General features: G+C 49.7%; 17 protein-coding genes. 8 read left to right on the top strand and 9 right to left on the bottom strand.

Features of this window, described 5'->3' with window-relative positions:
• Positions 1-18: 18 nt before the first annotated feature.
• From NYE26_RS21430 to NYE26_RS21420, 3 genes are read right to left on the bottom strand one after another with little or no spacing between them, the layout of a single operon-like run.
• Entirely contained in the window at positions 19-1,431 is a 1,413-nt protein-coding gene (locus NYE26_RS21430; RefSeq protein ID WP_339249979.1) for a class I SAM-dependent methyltransferase, read from the bottom strand.
• A gap of 13 nt (positions 1,432-1,444) precedes the next feature.
• Positions 1,445-2,908, bottom strand: coding sequence for a glycosyltransferase (locus NYE26_RS21425; protein ID WP_339249977.1), 1,464 nt, complete (start codon positions 2,906-2,908; stop codon positions 1,445-1,447).
• A gap of 23 nt (positions 2,909-2,931) precedes the next feature.
• Positions 2,932-4,341, bottom strand: coding sequence for a glycosyltransferase (locus NYE26_RS21420; protein ID WP_339249975.1), 1,410 nt, complete (start codon positions 4,339-4,341; stop codon positions 2,932-2,934).
• A 197-nt stretch (positions 4,342-4,538) separates the two neighbouring features.
• Between NYE26_RS21420 and NYE26_RS21415 the strand changes: the two genes are divergently transcribed.
• The 8 genes from NYE26_RS21415 to NYE26_RS21380 all read left to right on the top strand — a co-directional run bounded on the left by NYE26_RS21415 (position 4,539) and on the right by NYE26_RS21380 (position 13,027).
• A complete protein-coding gene (locus NYE26_RS21415) occupies positions 4,539-4,994 on the top strand; it encodes a MerR family transcriptional regulator (RefSeq protein WP_051477919.1) in 456 nt (151 codons plus the stop codon).
• A 231-nt stretch (positions 4,995-5,225) separates the two neighbouring features.
• On the top strand, positions 5,226-6,074 hold the full coding sequence (locus NYE26_RS21410; protein WP_036724026.1) for a transporter substrate-binding domain-containing protein: 849 nt from the start codon (positions 5,226-5,228) through the stop codon (positions 6,072-6,074).
• 18 nt (positions 6,075-6,092) lie between these two features.
• On the top strand, positions 6,093-7,424 hold the full coding sequence (locus NYE26_RS21405; RefSeq protein ID WP_339249973.1) for a CapA family protein: 1,332 nt from the start codon (positions 6,093-6,095) through the stop codon (positions 7,422-7,424).
• Positions 7,425-7,466: 42 nt separating this feature from the next.
• The gene (locus NYE26_RS21400; protein WP_036724022.1) at positions 7,467-8,222 is read left to right on the top strand and encodes an amino acid ABC transporter permease; all 756 of its coding nucleotides are present in this window, start codon (positions 7,467-7,469) and stop codon (positions 8,220-8,222) included.
• Complete coding sequence (locus tag NYE26_RS21395) at positions 8,222-8,971, top strand: amino acid ABC transporter ATP-binding protein (protein ID WP_339249971.1); 750 nt, start codon at positions 8,222-8,224, stop codon at positions 8,969-8,971. Before NYE26_RS21400 ends, NYE26_RS21395 begins: the two co-directional genes overlap by 1 nt.
• A gap of 306 nt (positions 8,972-9,277) precedes the next feature.
• A complete protein-coding gene (hflK, locus tag NYE26_RS21390; protein ID WP_339257574.1) occupies positions 9,278-10,321 on the top strand; it encodes an FtsH protease activity modulator HflK in 1,044 nt (347 codons plus the stop codon).
• The gene (locus NYE26_RS21385) at positions 10,318-11,187 is read left to right on the top strand and encodes a protease modulator HflC (protein WP_036699631.1); all 870 of its coding nucleotides are present in this window, start codon (positions 10,318-10,320) and stop codon (positions 11,185-11,187) included. Before hflK ends, NYE26_RS21385 begins: the two co-directional genes overlap by 4 nt.
• A gap of 196 nt (positions 11,188-11,383) precedes the next feature.
• Positions 11,384-13,027: a glycosyltransferase family 2 protein gene (locus tag NYE26_RS21380; protein WP_339249967.1), complete on the top strand. Its 1,644-nt coding sequence runs from the start codon at positions 11,384-11,386 to the stop codon at positions 13,025-13,027.
• Positions 13,028-13,115: 88 nt separating this feature from the next.
• Here NYE26_RS21380 and NYE26_RS21375 read toward each other — a convergent pair whose 3' ends face one another.
• From NYE26_RS21375 to NYE26_RS21350, 6 genes are all read right to left on the bottom strand, one after another.
• Complete coding sequence (locus NYE26_RS21375) at positions 13,116-13,928, bottom strand: undecaprenyl-diphosphate phosphatase (protein WP_339249965.1); 813 nt, start codon at positions 13,926-13,928, stop codon at positions 13,116-13,118.
• 244 nt (positions 13,929-14,172) lie between these two features.
• Positions 14,173-14,766, bottom strand: a complete 594-nt coding sequence (locus NYE26_RS21370) for a DedA family protein (protein ID WP_339249963.1) — start codon at positions 14,764-14,766, stop codon at positions 14,173-14,175.
• 275 nt (positions 14,767-15,041) lie between these two features.
• The gene (locus NYE26_RS21365; protein ID WP_339249961.1) at positions 15,042-17,081 is read right to left on the bottom strand and encodes a serine hydrolase domain-containing protein; all 2,040 of its coding nucleotides are present in this window, start codon (positions 17,079-17,081) and stop codon (positions 15,042-15,044) included.
• Positions 17,082-17,198: 117 nt separating this feature from the next.
• Positions 17,199-18,500: an ATP-binding protein gene (locus tag NYE26_RS21360; RefSeq protein ID WP_339249959.1), complete on the bottom strand. Its 1,302-nt coding sequence runs from the start codon at positions 18,498-18,500 to the stop codon at positions 17,199-17,201.
• Positions 18,487-19,242, bottom strand: coding sequence for a LytTR family DNA-binding domain-containing protein (locus tag NYE26_RS21355; protein ID WP_339249957.1), 756 nt, complete (start codon positions 19,240-19,242; stop codon positions 18,487-18,489). The genes NYE26_RS21360 and NYE26_RS21355 overlap by 14 nt, the downstream gene beginning before the upstream one ends.
• Positions 19,243-19,530: 288 nt before the next feature.
• The gene (locus NYE26_RS21350; protein WP_339249955.1) at positions 19,531-20,058 is read right to left on the bottom strand and encodes a cupin domain-containing protein; all 528 of its coding nucleotides are present in this window, start codon (positions 20,056-20,058) and stop codon (positions 19,531-19,533) included.
• Positions 20,059-20,330 lie beyond the last annotated feature (272 nt).

Here is a 20,330-nt window from a genome sequence, read left to right as displayed (position 1 = left end):
TGCCCATCTTTAATCTGTCTATTCTAAGGAAACGGGGCGTTTTTTTCTGCACACGACCACCACATACAAAGGATTCATATCCTTAACTCTTCCGAGATCCATTAGCTCGTATCCGTTAATGACGGGATTGTCATAAGGCGTGGTTGTAGGAGGCATTGCTCTCGCATTTCTGACAACTTGGGCTTGGAAGGCTGAATAATCGGAGACGAAGGTTTGACCGTACAACTCCAGGATATCATATTCTTTCAGTAACTCCCCCACAAGCTCAGTAATCGTATATTCATATTTGTGATAATGATTTCTTGGCTGTTCCACGAAGTAGCCAGCAGGGTTCGCTATGCTGCGGTTAGGTGTAGAGACAATAAAGATTCCGTCATCCTTGAGAAGTCTGGCGGATTCTTTAATCCATACACTGCCATCATCGATGTGCTCAATGGTCTCAAAGGAAACAACGACATCAAAGCTATTGTCTTCAAGTTCAAGCTTGTTGACATTTCCGTAAGCATAATCAATCTGATCATGACCATATGTTTTGCGCGCATTAGATAAGCTGGCTTCATCGATATCTACGCCAAGGACATGACTTGCACCGGCCACCTGCAGCATTTTACTCCCATACCCTGCCCCACAGGCAGCATCCAGCACCCTTTTATCCTTGACGAACTTTTGGGCTAATTTGTATCTGTTCAAATGTTCTTCCAGCACATCTCCGTGATTCTTTTTGACGGCATCGTTAATGACAACCCGTTCTCCTGTGAAAATTACATCGTTTTGTTCAGTATTCAGTATTTCGGAGTTGATATCTATGGAATTTGTGTCGTGTCCCCCCAATACTTCAGCCTCGGGGTGAGCCTTCGAAGAGGGAGCTTCGATTCTGCGGAACAAAGATTCAAAATACTTTTGATTGTATACTATACTTGGATGATCGGGATTATATTTTTGGGCTATTTTATGATGGTGAAAGGCTTTCTCGTGTTCGCCTGACGATTCATAACAGACACATAATTGTAAATGGGGGAGCCAGTTGGCAAAAGAGGCATCATAGTTTATGTGTTCATGTGCAATGGTTTCTTGGGTAGCCATATCAAACCAGAAAATAGCCATATTCAATTGGCTTTTCTGCATGAATGCAGTGCCGATTTTGTAACAGATCACGGGATGGGGAATTCCATAAGCAAAGGATTGGAATGCTGCTAACAAGGCTTTATTTATATCCCCAGCAGCAATGTAACAATCCGAGAGTCTCCCATAGGCCTCATAGGTTTCTTCATTCAACGTCTTTGCTTCCAAAAGAAACTTTTCATAGAACACAGCGGCGTTCTCATAATTTTTCTGGTTATATAGAAAGTTGGCATAATTCATTAAATTGGACATCTGAGATTCCTGTGAATCTGGCTGATGGTTTGCCTGAAGTGTGTCCGGTTTATGCATACTAAATCCCTCCTTAGCTTTGTGCCAGAGCTTTTATACTTGCAATTCGCAGCAGGACATCTTCGAAATAGGACTCTTCTCCATAAAATTCTCTAAAGAGGTCCTCAAAGTCATCGGTAAAAACAGGGGCGTGATCACGCATGATTCCTGTGTACCAAGGGAGAATGTAATTGTAGAGAGCAGCTAGTTTCTCTTGCTGCACATCTACCTCGCTTAATCCTTTACCAATGAAATGATGCAAAATAGTCTGATAACTACGGAAGACGACTTCCCCGAGATTGTATCCTGAAGGAGGATTTCCGGAAAAATTAAACATTCTCCGGTTCACCACGCAAAAGCTAGGGTTTCTGGTTAATATTTCGTACTGCATATAAGCTTGATTTAGCGATAAATCGATATAACGGAAGGGCTTTTCAATTTGTTCAAAATCTTCCCTTCGTAGAATGATGCCGGAAATAAAGGTACACATAATACCTGAGGTTCGAAGATAGGCGGGTGCACCTTCTGCAGTATAAACCTGGCCATCATGGTTATGCACATTCAAATATATAATTCCGCACTGCATATGATCATGGATGACATCAAGTAGAGAAGGGATTGAATCCTCCACAAAATAATCATCATCACCCTGCCATTTTATAAACTTGCCCCTTGCCAGTTGGGCTACAAGATATATATTGCGGTCGCCCCCTATGTTCGTGCTGTTTCTGAAGGATTTGAGGCTAGGATAACGGCTGGCATAACGTGCAATCACTTGTGGAGTAGCGTCGGTGGAGGCATTGTCACAGACAATTACTTCTACCCGGCTATCGTTCTGTAATTGACTGAATATGCAAGAAAGACAGAGATCAAGGTAGATTGCGCGGTTATAAGTCGGAATGCAAATGGAGAGAAGCGGAGTAGATTCCGGTGTGCCGGAACTCAAGCCCGCAGTTCGCGGTTGGAGCTTAGCCGTCTCCTGCTGCAGAATTTGTGCCGGAGATCCGCCTGCCACACAGTAATCCGGAAGATCTTGCTCAACAACACTTCCAGGCTGGATTACACAGTGCTTGCCTATTCGGATATTACCTGCAATAACAGTTCCATCACCTATTTGTGTGCCTTCTCCGATGATAACTTCTCCAGTGCTGTCCATCCATCCTTGTGCTAAGACCGGCAATCCTACCTGACGATACTCATGCCTTGCGTCTGATATACTAACATTACTGCCAATAGTGACACGAGGCTTGATTTCAATACGGTTTAGGGCTTGAAGAGTGAGTCCTTGCTCACATCTGCAATCATCTCCTATAATAATTTTGGGTACAGGCAAAGAATCTTGTAATGTGGACTGTATGCAGTAATCATCTTTGATTGTTACCCTGTCGCCAATGAGAACGAACTCGGGATGATGAAATTGTCCGATGGGAGAGATATCTGTGCTTTTGCCACAGTAAAAGAAACTAGAAACTGGTTTAGGCTCTAAAGAGTGCGACATAACCCATTAACTTCCTTCCTAAATTAGGATTGGCGTATTGCTTTCATGATGGCAAGGCCATCCTCATAATAGGGTTCATCTTGATAGTATTTTTTGTAGATCTCTTCAAACTCATCAGTAGTCACAGTTGCCTTATTATTCCGAAACCATGGAATGGTATAGTGATAAAATGTTTGTTTTTTCTCTCTGGAAATTTCTTCAGCAGTCAAACCAGTGCCCAAGAAATGGCTAAGGATAGACGGATACCCGTTAAAAAAAACTTCAGCAAAACTGTATTTAGGATTGTAAGCACCACCATAACCGAAGATACTATCGTACATGATGCAGAAGTTCGGGTTATCCTTTAATATAGAATATTGAAGATATAACTGATTGAATTTAGAGGTCATGAATAGCGCCGGGTTCTCGATCTTCTCCAAATCCTCACGTCTTAGAACAACAGAACTGATAAAAGCCGCATAAAGGGTGGTTGCGGCCAGGAAATTACTCATGCCGGATTCCAGGCGGGGAGGCCTATTTCCGTTAATTAGACTAATATGGAAGACTCCACATTCCGGATGGCTGTGCAGTACATGAAGCAGGGGCATAAGCTTGCCGGGCAGAAAATAATCATCATCGCCTTGCATTTTTACAAATTTCCCTCTCCCCAGCTGTAATACATGAAGAATATTAGGATCTCCGCCAATGTTCGTGTCATTGCGTACTGACTTCATATTGGAGTACAGGGCCATATACTTGTCTATGATCGCTGGCGTGGCATCTGTGGAGGCGTTATCGGATACTACCACTTCGATCAGCTCATTATTTCCGATCTGAGCATAAATCGACTGGAGGCAAGCGTCAAGATAAGGCGCGCGGTTGTAAGTTGGGATACAGATTGATAACAGGGGAAGGCGGCTTCGGGCAGTAAGAATAGCCTGGGCCTGATCATGAGCAGACACATCCACCCAGCTCCCGGAGGAAGTCTCATAAATCTGCACAATTGATGCGGGATTACCTGAAACCACGCAATAGTCGGGAACATTGTCCAAAACCATGCTGTTTGCCTTAACTACGCTCCCAGCTCCAATACGTATATTCCCGGATAGGCGGCAGTTTGCTCCGATCCAGGAGCCTTCTCCAATGGTAATATCCCCTTCCATTAGAACGTTGGAATGGATCAGAACATTTGGCTCTAAGATAATCCTGGGGTGAGCTGTGATCTGGACACTTCTGTTGATTTGACAACCGTCTCCTATAGAGATAACTGGACTATCGCCAGAAATTCCGTGATTCACATCTTTCGGCTGGATAGCATATGGAGCTTGAATAGAGACGTTGTTTCCTATAGAAATTAGCTCTGGAGACTCAAATATGCCTCCCTGCTGAACAAAGGTGTTGCTTCCGAAATGCGCAAATCGCTCAGAGAATTCAAGCGGAATGTATAAGGCCAAGGCTGATTCTCCTTCCATACTTCAAATCTGGATTCGTACCCGCTGCTCTGTCTTCTAATTCATATGGGGCCGGTTCCTAAAGTATGATGAGTATACTGAAAAATACCGGATTTGCTGGACATTGTGGATTTTCCAGATAGTCAGTTGTTTCCGTGAAGATATCGGAGCTTAATTATCTTTTTTTAAGGAGGATTAACATGTATACAGTCAAAGAAGCGGCTTCCATGACGGGACTAACTGAACATGCTGTGCGTTATTATACGGATAAAGGGCTGGTGCCGAGCATTCAGCGTGATAAGAACAACATCCGGCTGTTCGACGATGAATCGATCAACTGGCTGTACGGGATTAGGTGCCTCAAGCAGACCGGCCTCCCCATTGAAAGCATCAAAACCTACGTCGATCTCTGCCTCGAAGGGGATTCGACGATTGAACAGCGCTTTGCTATGATGATGGAATACAGGGAAGCGGCGCTCCTTCAGCTGGAAGAGGCCAAGCAGCGTGTTGCCCATCTGGAAGAGAAGGCCCTTCAATATCAGGCTATTCTGGAGCAGCGTATCCCGGACCTGACCAATCCCGGCAACTGGAGCAAGCTTCAGAAGGAGGGCGTCAAGGTTCCGGCGCGCCGGAAGAGAGTGGTGCGGTCTTCTTAGCAGCCAGGGGAATACTCCCCAGCAGCTGGGGGGATACCTATATTAGGTAACCAACCAAGCACACCCCAGCCATCAATCGACTTCGTTCGTCAGCATTCGTCAATCCTTTGGCCGTTCACCTTGACACAGTGTATACCCCGTGACATAATAATTCCAGACTAAATGACTATGATAAGTTGGACATCATAGGACAACGAGAGAGAGCTTTTACTAGATGAGGGGGAAGTTATAATGAAGAAGAAATTTGTGCCAGGCGTTTTGATTGTGTTGCTCGGGTTGGTCCTTGCAGGCTGCGGTAATGGAAATAAGAATAACGCAGGCTCAGCTGAGACAAATGGTGCTGGAGCAGGTACGAAGACCATTATTGCTGCTACGAGCGGGGTCAGTAACCCTTTTAGCTACGAGAAGGACGGGCAGTTGACAGGTTACGATGTGGAAGTAATGAAGGCGATCTTCAAAGACCTTCCGGAATATAAGCTAGAGGTTCAAGCGATTGAATTCGAAGGGATTCTGACCGGTCTGGACAATGGACGTTTCCAGCTGGGGGCGAACAATTTCAGCTCCAACCCCGAGAGACGCGGCAAGTACAATTTCTCACTCCCGATTATTGAGAATGCGAATGTATTCGTAGTCCGCAAGGACGATAATACCCTTAAGGCGGTAGAAGACCTGAAGGGCTATAAAGCCGTAACAGAAGTAGGCAACTCCGGTGCCACACTGCTGGAGAATTATAATGAAGCGAACCCGGATGCAAAAGCAGAGATTATCTACACCGACGAGAATTTCGTGAAGCAGTTCGAAGGTATTGAAGCCGGCAAATACGATGTGCGCATCATTTCCCGTGTCTCTGCTGAGAAGGCAATCAAGGAGCATGGGTTGACCAACCTGAAGGTGGTTGCTTTCTCTACAGAGAATAGCGATCCAGGATCCTATATCCTGCTCTCCAAGTCTGCGGACAGCACCCTGCTGGATACCGTCAACAAGAGAATCAAGGAAATGTATGCGGACGGCACCCTGCTGAAGATTAGCCAAGAGCAGCTTGGCGGCGACTATTTGCCTAAAAAAGAACTAATGGAGTAACCGGAGGAAGGTGATCGCATGAAATTTCTAGTCTCGGGAGATGCCTTATTCTCCAGCAGTAATTTAGATAAGACGATGGACCCGGAGCTGCTGGCATTGCTGCAAGGGGCCGATGAAGCTTTTACCAATGCAGAGTTCGTGACCCCGCGCTTGAATACCGCTCCGGCGGCAGGCCGCGGCTACCAGACCAGTGTGCGCCCCAAGGCGCTGGACGAATTCGGGAAGCTCAATATCCGTTATGTGAGCTTTGCGAATAATCATACGGGGGACTACGGAACCCAGGGTCTTGTGGATACGATCGAAGAGGCAGAAGCCCGTGGTCTGACCCCGCTTGGAGTGGGCATGAGCCTGCATGAAGCGCGCAAGCCGGTGTTCGTCGATACGGCAGACGGCCGGATTGCCATCATCACTATCGATGTGACGAGAAGCGAGGTGTTCGCTGCCTCGAATCCGGGGAACGGCGTTCCGGCCCGTCCGGGGGTCAACCCGCTGCGCTGGTCGCGTACGTATGTCGTGAATGATCAGGACTTCAGCACCTTGAAGGAGATCAGTGAACGCATCGGCATCGCTTCCAGCATGGAGGAAGGCAAGCGGATTGAGACCTTCAAGAGTAAATCGGAGAATTACTATGAATTCGGTTCATTTTTTGAAGGCTATTTAACCTTCGAGAAGGGTGAACAGTCCCGCGTCAAGACAGCAGCGCATGAACAGGATCAGCAGGAAATCTACCGCAGCATCCAGGATGCCGCAGAGCGCAGTGACTATGTTTTTGTCAGTCTGCACACGCATGAAGGGGAGAATGAGAACTGGTACTCCGATTATCCCGCAGAGTTCATCGAGACCTTCGCGCGGGGGGCGGTGGATGCCGGGGCGAGCTGTGTCTTCGGACATGGCGCCCACTTCACCAGAGGGGTAGAGGTGTACAAGGGTCAACCTATTTTTTATAACATAGGCAGTCTGTTCATGGAGTTCGAGGCAGGGGAGTCAATTGTATCTCCAGAGATGTTCACCGCCTACGGATATGCAGAGAATGAAGCTCCTTCTACTCTGCACAAGAACAGAACCAAGGACAGCGAAGGGAACTGGCAGGGCTTCTACAGCGACCGCAAGTTCTCGGAGAACTTCCTGGTCATGTTTGATCTGAGTGTGGAGGACAAGCGGTTCAGCTATGAGCTGATTCCGATTGATCTCAGGCTTACCCATGAGACAGTGACCAAGCGTGGCTTGCCTGTACTGGCATCCGATGAAGCGGCGGCCTCCCTGGTGGAGCGGCTGAACGCGGTAAGCAACGAACGGTATCATACTGAAATTATCTATGAGGGCAGACGGTTAATCGTGAGACCGTGTTAGGCTGTCGCCCTGTAAATTGAACGTGGAAGGAAGTCAATCGGTATGGGAGAGATTTTTGATATCAACGCGGTGTTCTCAGCGATTCCTCGCCTGTTAGAGGTCCTTCCTGTGAGTCTGCAGATTACGGTCATCTCGATGATCGTCGGCCTTGTGTTTGCTCTGTTATTTGCCATTATCCGTATGCGCCGAATTCCCGTGTTAAGCCAGCTGGTCACAGTCTTCATCTCGTTCATCCGTGGAACGCCGATCATTGTGCAGCTATACCTGACTTATAACGGAATTCCGTTGTTACTCAAATTCATTAATCAGCAGTATGGGACGGATTATAATATCAATGCCATTCCGGCGATGATCTTCGTGCTGGTCACCTTCGCGTTCAATGAAGCGGCGTACAACTCGGAGACGATCCGTGCGGCGCTGCAATCGGTGAACAAGGGCCAGATCGAGGCTGCTGAATCCCTGGGGATGACGTATCTTCAGGTGCTCAGAAGAGTCATCGTTCCGCAGGCGCTGGTGGTGGCGATTCCGCCGCTGGGCAATGCATTGATCGGATTGCTCAAGGGAACCTCCCTAGCCTTCGTAGCAGGTGTAATCGAAATGACGGCTAAGGGGAAAATTATCTCCGGCAGCAACTTCCGGTTCTTCGAGGTGTATCTCGCATTGGCGATCATCTACTGGATCATGACAATTCTGATTGAGCAGATTCTGAGATTCCTGGAGAAAAGATTCTCCATTCCGGACTCCGCTGCCGGGGCCATGAACCGCGGCTGGTTCTCTTGGGGAAGGAGAGAGATCTGATGATAAAGGTAAGCAATTTATCCAAGTCATTTCACGGTAATCTGATTCTGGACGATCTCTCCGTCGAGATTAACAAGGGAGATGTTGTAGCCATCATCGGTTCGTCCGGTGCGGGTAAGTCCACCTTCCTGCGTTCGCTCAACTGCCTGGAGCAGGCAGATCAGGGAATGCTGGATCTCGAAGGCTTCAAGGTCGATTTCAGCACGATCACGAACAAGCAGCGGCTGGAGCTGCGGAAGCAGACAGCGATGGTCTTCCAGCAGTTCAATCTGTTCCAGCATCGGACGGCACTGGATAATGTCAAGGAAGGCCTGAAGATTGTGAAGCGGATGAACGACCGCGAGGCCGCGCAGATTGCACAGAAACAGCTAGAGCAGGTAGGTCTTGCTGAGCGTGCTCATTATTATCCGAAGCATCTGTCTGGCGGCCAGCAGCAGCGGGTAGGCATTGCCCGCGCGCTGGCGATGAATCCGAAGCTGCTGCTGCTGGACGAGCCTACCTCAGCGCTTGACCCTGAGCTGGTGGGCGAGGTGCTGCAGACGATCAAGAAGACCGCGTCTACCGGTCAGACGATGATTCTCGTGTCCCATGAGATGAGCTTTGTGTATGAGGTGGCCAACAAGGTGCTGTTCTTGGACAAAGGTAAAATCGTCGAGGAGGGGACGCCGGACGAGGTGTTCAATCATCCGAAGTCCGAGCGCGCCAAGGAATTCCTGCAGAATTATTTCCGTAATAAATCGAGTATTTAAGAGCACTATAGTAGAACCCCCGGAGAGGGCGCAGGTTTGCGCTTTTCCGGGGGTTTTTGTGTGAGTGGAATGTAGTCGAAAAACCGATCACATCTCTGATTACCCGGGTGCCGCATAAAGGACGCACCAGCGTGACTCACTTATCAGGATGAATTAGTAACTATCCAGCCGAATCCGCGAGAATCGCAGCAAAATGCAGAAAGCTTGAACAAAGCTGAATTAGTTGCGACTTTTTTGATTTATTCACGTATATAAACCTTTAATACGACTAAAATACGCCAAAAGGAGCGATGCATCTTGAATTTCATGAACCAGAATGGCGATAATATCCCAGGGTTCAAGCTGCCGAAGTTGAAGCCGGGCATGTACAAAAGGATAGGGGTGGGGGTAGCCGCTGCGGCTGTATTGCTGTATATCGGCTCCACCTCATTTTATACGGTGCAGGAGCAGGAACGTGCAGCAATTCTGACCTTCGGCAAGTATACGAATGAGAGCTCGGCCGGACTCCATTTCAAATGGCCTTATCCCATCCAGGATGTCATTACTGTGCCTGCCGAGCTGACCCAGCGGATTCATATCGGATACCGCCAGGAGGCTGACGGAGCTGTCCCGGTAGATGATGAAGCGATGATGATTACGGGCGACGAGAACATTGTCTCTGCCGATGCTGTAGTCCAGTGGAAAATCAGCAATATCCGTGATTACCTGTATAACATTGATGACCCGGACAAATTCCTGCGTAACTCGGCCAGCTCCTCGATCCGTGCGGTCATTGGTTCCGAGAAGCTGGATTATGCGATTACCGACGGGAAGACGGTCATTCAGGATAAGGTCCGCGTGCTGTTGGTGGATCTGCAGAAGAAATACAACACCGGCATTCAGATCATCGATATCAAGTTCCAGGATATTGAGCCGCCAAGCGGTCAGGTGGAGGAAGCCTTCCGCGAGGTGACGAACGCCCGTGAAGAGAAGAATACGAAGATCAACAACGCCAAGAAGTATGAGAACGATATCATTCCTAAGGCGCGCGGTGAAGCTCAGGCGCTCTTAGAGCGGGCCGAAGGTGAGAAGAAGTCACGTATCCTGAATGCGCAGGGGGATGTGGCGCGGTTCAATGCGATTTTTGCCGAATATGCCAATAATCAGAGCGTCACCGAGAGCCGGCTGGTCCTGGAGACACTGGAGACGATCCTGCCTAACGCCAAAATATTCATTACGAACTCTAACAGTGACACTGTGAACTATCTGCCGCTGAATGAGCTGATGCGCAGCACCAAGGATAGCCCCTCTGCTCCTGCCGCTGTGAATCCGGCACCTTCAGCTGCACCGCAAGGAGGAGATGCCAAGTGAAAAGAAACCCGATCATCCTATTGATATCATCTATCGTCCTGATTATTTTGCTGGCCGGCTCTATGTATATTGTGAAGGAAGGGGAATATAAGGTCGTTCTCCGTTTCGGTGAAGCGATGCGTGCGGTGGAGGAGCCGGGGCTGAAGTTCAAGCTTCCTTTTGTCGAGAATGTCTCGGAGCTTCCCAAGTATCAGATGACGTACGAGAGCTCGCCGACCAGCATTCTGACCAAGGACCAGAAGCCGATTGTGGTCGATAACTATACCGTCTGGAGAATTACCAACGCCTCACAGTTTCTGAGAACCGTTCAATCGGTAAGCGGCGGGGTGCAGCGTATTGATGAAGCGGTATATAACTCGGTACGCCGCAAGCTGTCGGAGGTCAATTATGAGAATATTATTAGTGAGGACACCGGACGGGGCAATATTAATGATGAGATTACTAAGGACGTAGTAGCTGCGTTGACCCGTGATAACTACGGCATAGAAGTCATTGACGTACGGATCAAGCGTACCGACCTGCCGGAAGAGAACAAGCAGAGTGTGTACAACCGGATGATCTCGGACCGCCAGTCCATTGCTGCGCGTTATCTGTCCGAAGGGGATGAGGAGTCCAGGAAGATCACCTCCAAGGCGGACCGCGCCTCCAGAGAGCTGATGGCCCAGGCCGAAGCCGACTCCAAGAAGATCATCGCCGAAGGTGAAGGAGAAGCCGCCAAGATCTATAACTTGGCCTATGGAAAATCTCCCCAGTTCTATAGCTTTTACCGCACGCTGCAGAGTTATGTGACCACGCTGAAGAATGAGCCGGTCATCATGATCCCGATCGATTCGCCTTATGCGAAGATACTGATGGGACAACAATAGATCCCCACTAGCAAACACCCCTTAGAACAAATTCGTTCTAAGGGGTGTTTGTCGATTTACCCGGCTGGTCCTAAGATTGTTATTTCAGGAAAATAGGCTTATCTGGATACTACTCTTAATATACTATGCTATATCACTTTTGTTCAAATCTAAGGAGTGTTGTATTAATGATGACTTTACTCTGGAGTGGGCTCATATGAATCAGAAGATAAAACGAGTGCTGCTTGGCAGCCCGATCCATCAGAAACCTGAGATTCTGGAGCATTTTCTGAAGTCGCTGCAGCGGCTCAACCTTAACAATATTGAGCTGCATTACTATCTGATTGATGATAATGGGGATACAGCTTCCAGTGAACTTCTGCAGCAGTTCGCCCAAAGCGGGAGAACAGTCTTCCTGGAATCCTCTGGCTACCATGATGACTATATACGCGATGACAATGCTCATGCCTGGCGTATCAGCCTTGTCTGGAAGGTGGCCGAGTTCAAAAATCAGATGATCCGGCGTGCGGAAGCTTTCGGCTATGATTATCTGTTTCTGGTTGATTCTGATCTTATTCTTCATCCAAGTACGCTGGAACAGCTGATCAGTTCAGCCAAGGACATTATCGCTGAAGTGTTCTGGACCCAGTGGCAGCCGGGCAAGCTGGAACAGCCGCAGGTGTGGATGCATGACGAGTATAACCAATGGGAAGCACTACCGGGAGAAAAACTCTCACCTGAAGAGATCAAGCGCCGCCTGCATGCATTTCTGCTTAAAATGCGGGAACCGGGGATCTATGAAGTCGGAGGACTTGGCGCCTGCACTCTGATCAGCATCAAGGCCATCAAGTCCGGTGTCAGTTACAAGAAGGTCCGAAATCTCTCCTATTGGGGAGAGGATCGTCATTTCTGTATCCGTGCAGCGGCACTTGATATTCCTCTCTTTGTAGATACCCATTATCCAGCGTTGCATATATACAGAGACAGTGATCTTGATAAAGTAGAGGAGTTCGTACGGGAGTCATTAGCAACGTCTGAGACAGAGTCAAGGAAGCATGGCGGGAAACGGAATGATGAAGAGTTAGAGCGGAGCGAAGAAGCTAATCTGATTAAGCTGCAAGCTGCTGATGCGGCGCATGCCACCACCCTGGCAGCGGCACAACGCCGACCCAAGCTGACTCTCACGATGATCGTCAAGAATGAAGCCTCAAGGTTCCTGCGGCAGATTCTGGAAGAGCAACGCAAATATATCGACGAGGCCGTTATTATCGATGATGGCAGCACAGATGAGACAGCTGAATTAGTTAAGGAGGTTCTGGGGGGAATTCCGCTTAAGTTGATTCATAATCCGGTCTCCCGCTTCAACAATGAATCCGAGCTGCGCAAGCAGCAGTGGGAAGCGGTGGTTGAGACCGGACCGGAATGGATTCTTAATCTGGATGGGGATGAGATGTTTGAATCCGGTTTTGCCGAAGAAGTGGACTCCCTGCTGAGAACGGAAGACTGCGACTTATTCTGCTTCCGCCTCTACGATTTCTGGGATGACAACCATTACCGCGAGGATAAGTACTGGCGGGCCCACCTGAGATACCGGCCGTTCCTGGTCCGCTACCGCCAAGACTTTACCTATCTCTGGAATGATCTCCCGCAACACTCCGGGCGGTTGCCAGAGAATATTTGGGAATTGCCTCATCAATTGAGCAACCTGCGGATTAAGCATCTCGGTTGGTCGAAGCAGGAATTTCGGCTGGAGAAGTATATACGTTATATGCAACTGGACCCGGATGGCAAGTACGGCTGGAAGGAGCAATATCAATCCATCCTTGACGAGCATCCCCGTCTGTTGCCTTGGAGTGAATAGTAAGGATAGCAGTTAAGTGAGAACGGGGAGAGGAAGGAGCAGAAAGGAGGTACCTTTCCAGCTCCTTCCTCTCCCCGACCTGTTTCTGTTACAGGAAGATCAGCAGCAGCGTGCCCACTACGAAGCAGTAGTACGAGAAGTAAATCAGATTCCCCTTAGCCATAATGCCGATGAACCAGCGCATGGCATAGTAGGTGGCGACCAGCGTGGTGAGGAAGGCGATCAGGTAAGGCATCGCCAGCGCGGCGCGGTTAGGGTCATGCACGATATCGGATGCGCCCATGATTAGCCCCCCGATGCTGATCGGGATGTAGAGCATGAACGAGAACTTCAAGGCGGTCTCCTGCTTCATGCCGACGGCAATGGAGGCAATCACAGTAGAACCGGAACGGCTGATGCCGGGAATCAGTGCTACCGCCTGAGCCAGCCCAACGATGATCGCGTCTCTTACGGTGAGGTTGCCGTCTCTTTTCTGGCCGCGCAGGTTGCGGATCAGCCAGAGGGCTACCCCGGTAATAAGTAGGCTGATGGATACGGTATGTACAGAGGTGAAGACGCGTTCGATCGTATCCTTGAAGAACACGGCAGCAACGGCTGCGGGAATCGTCCCGATCACAATGTAGATGCAGAACATGAACTCTGACCGGTACTTGGGTTCACGCGTTTGCAGGTAACGGAAGAACCCTATGATCAAGTCTTTGATATCTTTACGGAAAATAAAGCAGATAGCGATCAATGAGGCCGTATTCGTCAAAATTTCAAAAGAGAGTCCATTCTGCTTCATACCGAGCAGACGTTGTACGATGATCAAGTGCCCGCTGGAAGAGACAGGGATTGGCTCCGTCACTCCCTGTACAAGGCCTAGCAGCAGGTATTTCAGCCAATCGAACACAGATTCCATAATTTCCTCCTAAAGTTGAAGCGCTATATTAAAATGTACTTAAGTTTTAGACTGGAAGCGTAATCGTCACTGCGGTGAACATTTGGACTTCCGGCCGCTGTTGTCAGCAGATTTCTTGATTTAATCCGCTCTTCGGCGGTTGAAATCCGCTGACAAAGGCGGACGCTACCGCTCCTACAGTTCCAAATTTCCCCTCCGCTTCTTCGCTTGCCGTTAATGTCATAAGTACATCTTAATTATCCAATTAAGCCTGCCGTCTCCGGTACCGCTTGGAAAAGACGTACAGCCCGAAGCCGAGCAGGAACAGGGTTGCCGCCGGAAGAATGTAAGGCTTGACGATCTCATCCACATGCTCCCATTGTGAGCCCAGCTTGTAGCCCAGATAGACATAGATCGAAGTGATCGGAAGCATTGCAAGGAAAGTGTACAGACTGAATTTGAACACATTCATCTTGGCAATCCCGCAAGGGATGGAGATCAGTGTTCTCACACCGGGGATGAAGCGCCCGTAGAAGGCTACACCGCTGCCGTATTTATCAAAGAAACGGTCGGAGGCCTCCAGATGATGCGGACGGATGAAAAAATACTTCCCGTACTTAGCAATCGCAGGTCTGCCCCCGAACCGGCCCAGCGCGTACAATGTCAGCGGACCGAAGGTGCCTCCAACAGTTCCGGCCAGAATCGTAAGAATGAGCTTCATGTCCCCCAGATACACCCAATAGCCGGCAAGCGGCAGCACGATTTCGGCAGGTACGAATTCAAACGACAAGGCGATAACGATGCCTGCATACGACAAATCTTTGAAAAAGAGTATAAATTCCGTGATCCATTCTGTCATGCATTTCTCTCCCTTCTCAAACAAAAAGCCCCCTAATTAAAGGGGGCAGTCTCATCAACTGTCAGCACCCTCTCATCTTTGCAAGGCATCCGGGATGCCTCTAGTGCTGTGCCCGTTCTGCTTATAGCATGCCGGTCACAGCGGTATCATCGGGCGAAGCCCTCCACCGAACTCTGGATAAGAGTATTATTCAATTTGATAACATTAAAACACACCTATATACCATTAAGCAAGTTTGGGAGAAGGGAGAAATTTTGGATGAAAATATGAAAGCGTTATTTCAGCTCAATCTTAAACACATCGCCCGCCTGCCCGCCGAAGACGGCCATTCCGCCCTGCGGCAACCGGACTGAAGGATCTTTGCTCACTCTGGAGTGGCTTACGATCATCCCGTCGGCATCATAGACAACGAATCCGCCGCTTGGAGGAGCTGTCACGGTCATGGTTTTGCCGGCAGCTTTCTTGTCAATCTTGAACCATACGCTCTGGCCGCCCGCAGGAACGGTGCTGGTTGAGGCCGGGCCTCCGTAGATCGGCTTCACCGCATCGCCGCTGATATACGCATTGCCGTCGATGGTTAGATATTCTGCACCGTTCTGCTTGGAGAAGGTCAGATCGAAGGCGTCTCTGCCGTTCATGACCGGGATTTCAGCCGCATTGACGGCGGTGTTCCCGTCCACAATCCGCGTCCCGGTGGCGTAGCCTTGTTCAACTTCAATAGTCTTCGTCAAGATGGAAGGGGAGAGGTAGAAGAAGGAATTGATTTTCTCATCTACAGCGTAGTAATGCTTCCCGTCCCTCTGCGCCCAGGCCTGCTTCGTAGAAGCATTCAGCGGATTTGCGTCCAGCTTCTGATACTCGTAAGTAACCATCAGCATTTGACCGACACCGGGGATAGTCAAGTGGGTGTTCAGCTTCAGATAAGTCTTGCCGTTCTTCTGCTGATCGAAGCTCACGGCTGCACTGCCGTCCGGGCTTGTGAACTGTCCCTTGCCGGTATAAATATACTTCTGCGCTGGAATGAGTCCGCCCTCCAGCTCAGGCAGGTTGAGCGCTCCGTCCTTAATGGCTATGGCAGTGGTTGCGCCGACAGTCCCGTATAATCCCGAATAGGCTTCCAACTCGGCAGGCATAGCCGCTTTGACTGGAGGAGTGAAGGTGGCGTCCGGCAGAATCTTATTAATCTTCCCGGTATCCTTCAGGTAAGCCAGCAGCACATTGGTGGCGAAAATAGTGTTATAGATTGAGCTTCCGCCTGACGAGAGCACTGCGATGGATATATCCGATTCCGGCAGGGTAATCAGGTCAGCGTGATACATGATGGTATCTCCGCCTTTGGATAAGGCCTTGATTCCGTAATCACCGAAGGGTGCCAGATCTACGGCATCCCAGCCCAGACCGTAATTGAAGCTGTTTCTCTCCTCAGGCACCCAGAGCCCGTTCTTGTATTCAGGCTGCTGCATCGCTGTAGCAGAGGCTTTTGACAGAATGTCCGGATGCTTTCCGTTCAGCATCTCGGCGAATGTGGTCAGATCTTCGGCTGTGGAATAGAGACCACCCGCTCCGAGGATATTAGCGTTCTCGGCAGGCAATGCTGGCTTAAGGCCCGGGAAGTAAGTTTTGGCAAGCTGCTGTCGGTTGAAGGTATCCAGCGGCGTCTTGGTAGAGCTTAGCTTCAGCGGGCTGCTCATGTGCTGTTCCAGGAACTTTGTATAGCTGCTGCCGGTCACCTGCTCAATCATCAGCTCCAGCAGCTGAAAGCCGTCATTGCAATATACGGAATATGCGCCGGGATCGGATTTGAGCCGCTCAGACTGAAGCCTTGTCAGCAGGTCATCATGATTCTGTGTATCGCTATCGTCCATCAGAATGCTGTTCCCGTAGTGGCTGCCGTACAGGCCCGAGGAATGGTTCATTAACATGCGCGGCGTGATCTTCTTGTAGCGCTCATCGGCCATCTTGAACTGCGGCAGATACGTAGTCAGCGGCTGATCGATGTCAATCACCTTATCTTCGGCAAGCATCATTGTGGCTGCGGAGACATGCATTTTGCTGATGGAGCCGATGCCGAACATGGTATCCTTCGTGACGGGAGTCCCGGCTGCCTTATCGGACAGACCGAAGCCGCCGGACACCGTAATTTTACCTTGATCCCTGATAGCATACTGCATGCCGCTTACCCCGTAGTCGGATACGATCTTCGAGCCCAGCAGGCGGGCCGTTTCCTGCACTGGGCTCTCCTTCTCCTGCGCAGACGCCTGGGCTGCGGGGATCACCAGCATGGCCGTCAGTACGACTGAAGTTAACTTGTTCATCTTGAACTCCTCCTCTTGTGTCTCTTAGATAATCTTCCTGAAGTTATCATACAGGCAGAAGAGAGGAGTGTGGCCCGAATAACCCTGAAACGTTAATAACGATCCCTAAAGTGCATTTTATATAGAAGCTTCGCGTGAGAAGGGGAGGACCACCATATTGTTGAATTCCCGATGCCCGGCTTCAATTGTCATATTCCCGCCGTACTTCTCGCAGATTCTGGAGATATTGGTCAGGCCGATGCCGTGGTATTCAGGGTCCGGCTTCCGGCTCTGCAAGGGGGCAGTCTCCGGGACGGTATGATTCATAATGCGGATGAACAGCGCGGATTCACTGGAGTGCATCTGGATCAGAATGTAGCGGTCCTCGGCGAGCCGTACTTTTTTGGAGGCTTCAATGGCATTGTCCAGCATGTTGCCCAGCACGACGCACAGGTCATAACGGTCGATGTGAAGCTCACCGGGCAGCAGCTTAAGCCGGGTATCAATGCGGATGCCGTTCGCTTGTCCGATATTCAGCGTGTTCGTGACCAGCGCATCCACCGCCAGATGGCCGGTGTTGACCCGCTGGTAGGCATCCTCCACTTTATTCAGCGTAAGCTTGATATGTTCGAGAGCCGCAGCCGGATCATCCCGCCGGATACACTCTTCAATGTAGAGGAACTGCTGATGGGTGTCGTGGATAATTCTTTTGATCGACTTGAAGCTGTGGACCGTCTTCTCATAGTTGGCGTCCTGATAGTTCATCTGGTGCTGGAGCTGGGCGTTCTCATGCATGAACTGGAACTTGTCGGTAATGGTATCGAAGATATAGACGATCATCACATTCAGGAACAGGAAGCCGAGAATCGCAATGAAATAATAGATATCCTTCTTCGAGTCTTCGGTGAGGACATTGATCTGATAGGTGCTGATGAGCGGGACGAGCAGGAACATCACATAATACCGGTAGGGCAGGGAGACGCTTCGCCGCTTGGAGATCAGCCGGATGATCTGAATCACCGGGAACATAATAATGCAGCTAAGGATCAGCCCCTTGATGAAGGCCGGCCGGTCAATCCCCGCACCCGAGTTCATGCTGGTATAGTCCACCGAATCTATCATTGAGAAAATATACAGCGAGATAAAGCTGACCACTGTCATCAGCACAGCGTAGAGCAGGGAAAAGATCGCCTGGGTCTTCACCTCCACCTTATAGGCTTGCGCCATACTGAAGATCATCAGCAAAGCTACGCCGGAGGAGAATAGAGGGGACAGCGGGGTGACCAGGTAGAGGAAGCAGAGTACCCCGTAGATCAGGAAGTATATGATCCGGTTGGGCTTCCTGGCAGCTTTGTCAAATACCGAGGCGAAGAAGAACTGGGTCTGAAAACACATCACCAGCAGCACACAGACGATAAGGGTCAGATTATAGTGAGTCATACGAGCTACCCTTCATGATCATGAATTTGGTGTAGAAGTCCTTAACCTCTTTGATTTTGGACCGGCCGATGGGGAACTCCTGCCCGCCCGACATCAGCACGGAGCCGCCCGCGAACTTGTGGACATGCAGCAGGTTGATAATAATCGAACGGTGGATATGCAGAAAATGGCTGTCCCGTAAGGCTGAAGCGTATTCAGCAATAATTCCTCTAGTCTCATAGATTCCCGTGGTGGTAATCACATGCAGTTTGCTCTTGACCGTTAGACTCTTGGCCGCCTCAATCCCGATAATATCATCATGCCGCAAGACGACTTCCTCATAACCGGACTTGATGACCATGAATTTCTTATCCTGGACCTGGAAGTAATCACACAGCTTAAGGATCTTCTCCTCCAGGAGCTGCGGGGCGACCGGCTTGATCAGATACTGGAAGGTAATCACGTCGAAGCTCTCCACCATATATTCTGGATAGCTGGTCAGGAATATGATCTGTTCGTCAAAATGCTTCTGGCTTCTCAAGCGGCGCGCCGCCTGAATCCCGTTCATGCCGCCCATCTCCACATCCAGAATCAGGATATGGAAGGGGGCTCCGCCCCGTTCATAGTGGGAGATTAGGTCTTCTCCCGAAGAAAACAGCTCGATTTCAAATTCGGTATCCGTCTTGACGGATAACCCGACCAGAATCCTCTTCACCCGCTCCCGCTGCTGTTCTTCATCCTCACATATCGCTACCCGATACATCCAAAGGCCCCCTTTCACTTCCGGCTCAATGCCTAAGCAGATATTTGTACACAACATTATATAGTATTGTCCAGGGGAATGAGCAGATCAGGGGGCCAAACGCATTAGTTAATCCCTGGACTGCAAAATCGAATCCTTGGTTTGGAGAAGGATGAACGTGTTTGCTTGGATGGACGCTACGCAAATGGAACGTTGTTCCAATCACTGTGAACGTTACGCTTTTACGCGGGTCATTCCGCCCGCTCCGCTGTTTAAGAGAAAGGCCCACTAGCCCACTAGGAACTACTGCTACTTCCACAGCCGCAGCAGCGGCCCCGCCTCGCCATAGACAGGATCACGCTCCGGCAGCGGGACTTCGCGGATCTCGGGGAGCGCTGCAGCGAAGTCATCCGGGCCCGCCTGGCGGGTGTTATAGTCCATGCCCCCGGGATATGCGCCTGCAATACGGAAGTCCGGCGTGGCCGTGAGCTTCTTGTGTGCCGTCCCGGCAGGCAGCACCACAACGTCACCGGCTTCCACGTTGGCTGTGTATCCGGCATCTCCGCCAAGCTGGAGCTTGGCACTGCCGGAGATCGCCCCCAGCACCTCATGCGCGTTGCTGTGATAGTGGTGGTAGGGGAAGACGCCATTCACCCAGCTATTCAGCCAGCCGTTGTTATTGAAGACCTGTTCGGTGTCTTCCGGGTGGTCCCGGAGAACCCCTTTATACAGCACAGCAGGAAGCTGAGGATTATTAGGCAGCAGTCCATCCGGCTCGAAGCTGAGCTTAATTATAGATTCGTCCTGCTCCCGGCCTGTAGAGTTATGTTCTGGCATAGCGGATCATCTCCTACGTGAATTTTGGTATATGTATATAGAATTACCCTAAGGTTGGTAGTGTATCTCGTGAAAATACATTTCGTTAAAAGGTGAGAACCCCAGGTATTGCTGGCAGTTTAATTGTAACGTAATACAGCTAGTTGAACATTTGGCGGCACTAGTAGACCTGCATTTGTAGCGAAAAAACAGGGATAAATGTATTCTGTGCAACTAAAAACGGTGAAACGGAAGGCCTCCCTCTTCTAATTGTAGTCTATACAACTAAATTT

It is taken from the genome of Paenibacillus sp. FSL P2-0136, assembly GCF_037975325.1.
In the GTDB taxonomy this organism is placed as follows: domain Bacteria; phylum Bacillota; class Bacilli; order Paenibacillales; family Paenibacillaceae; genus Paenibacillus_AQ; species Paenibacillus_AQ silagei.
The sequence above is the reverse complement of the archived record's forward strand: the minus strand, read 5'-3'. Positions and strand labels throughout refer to the sequence as shown.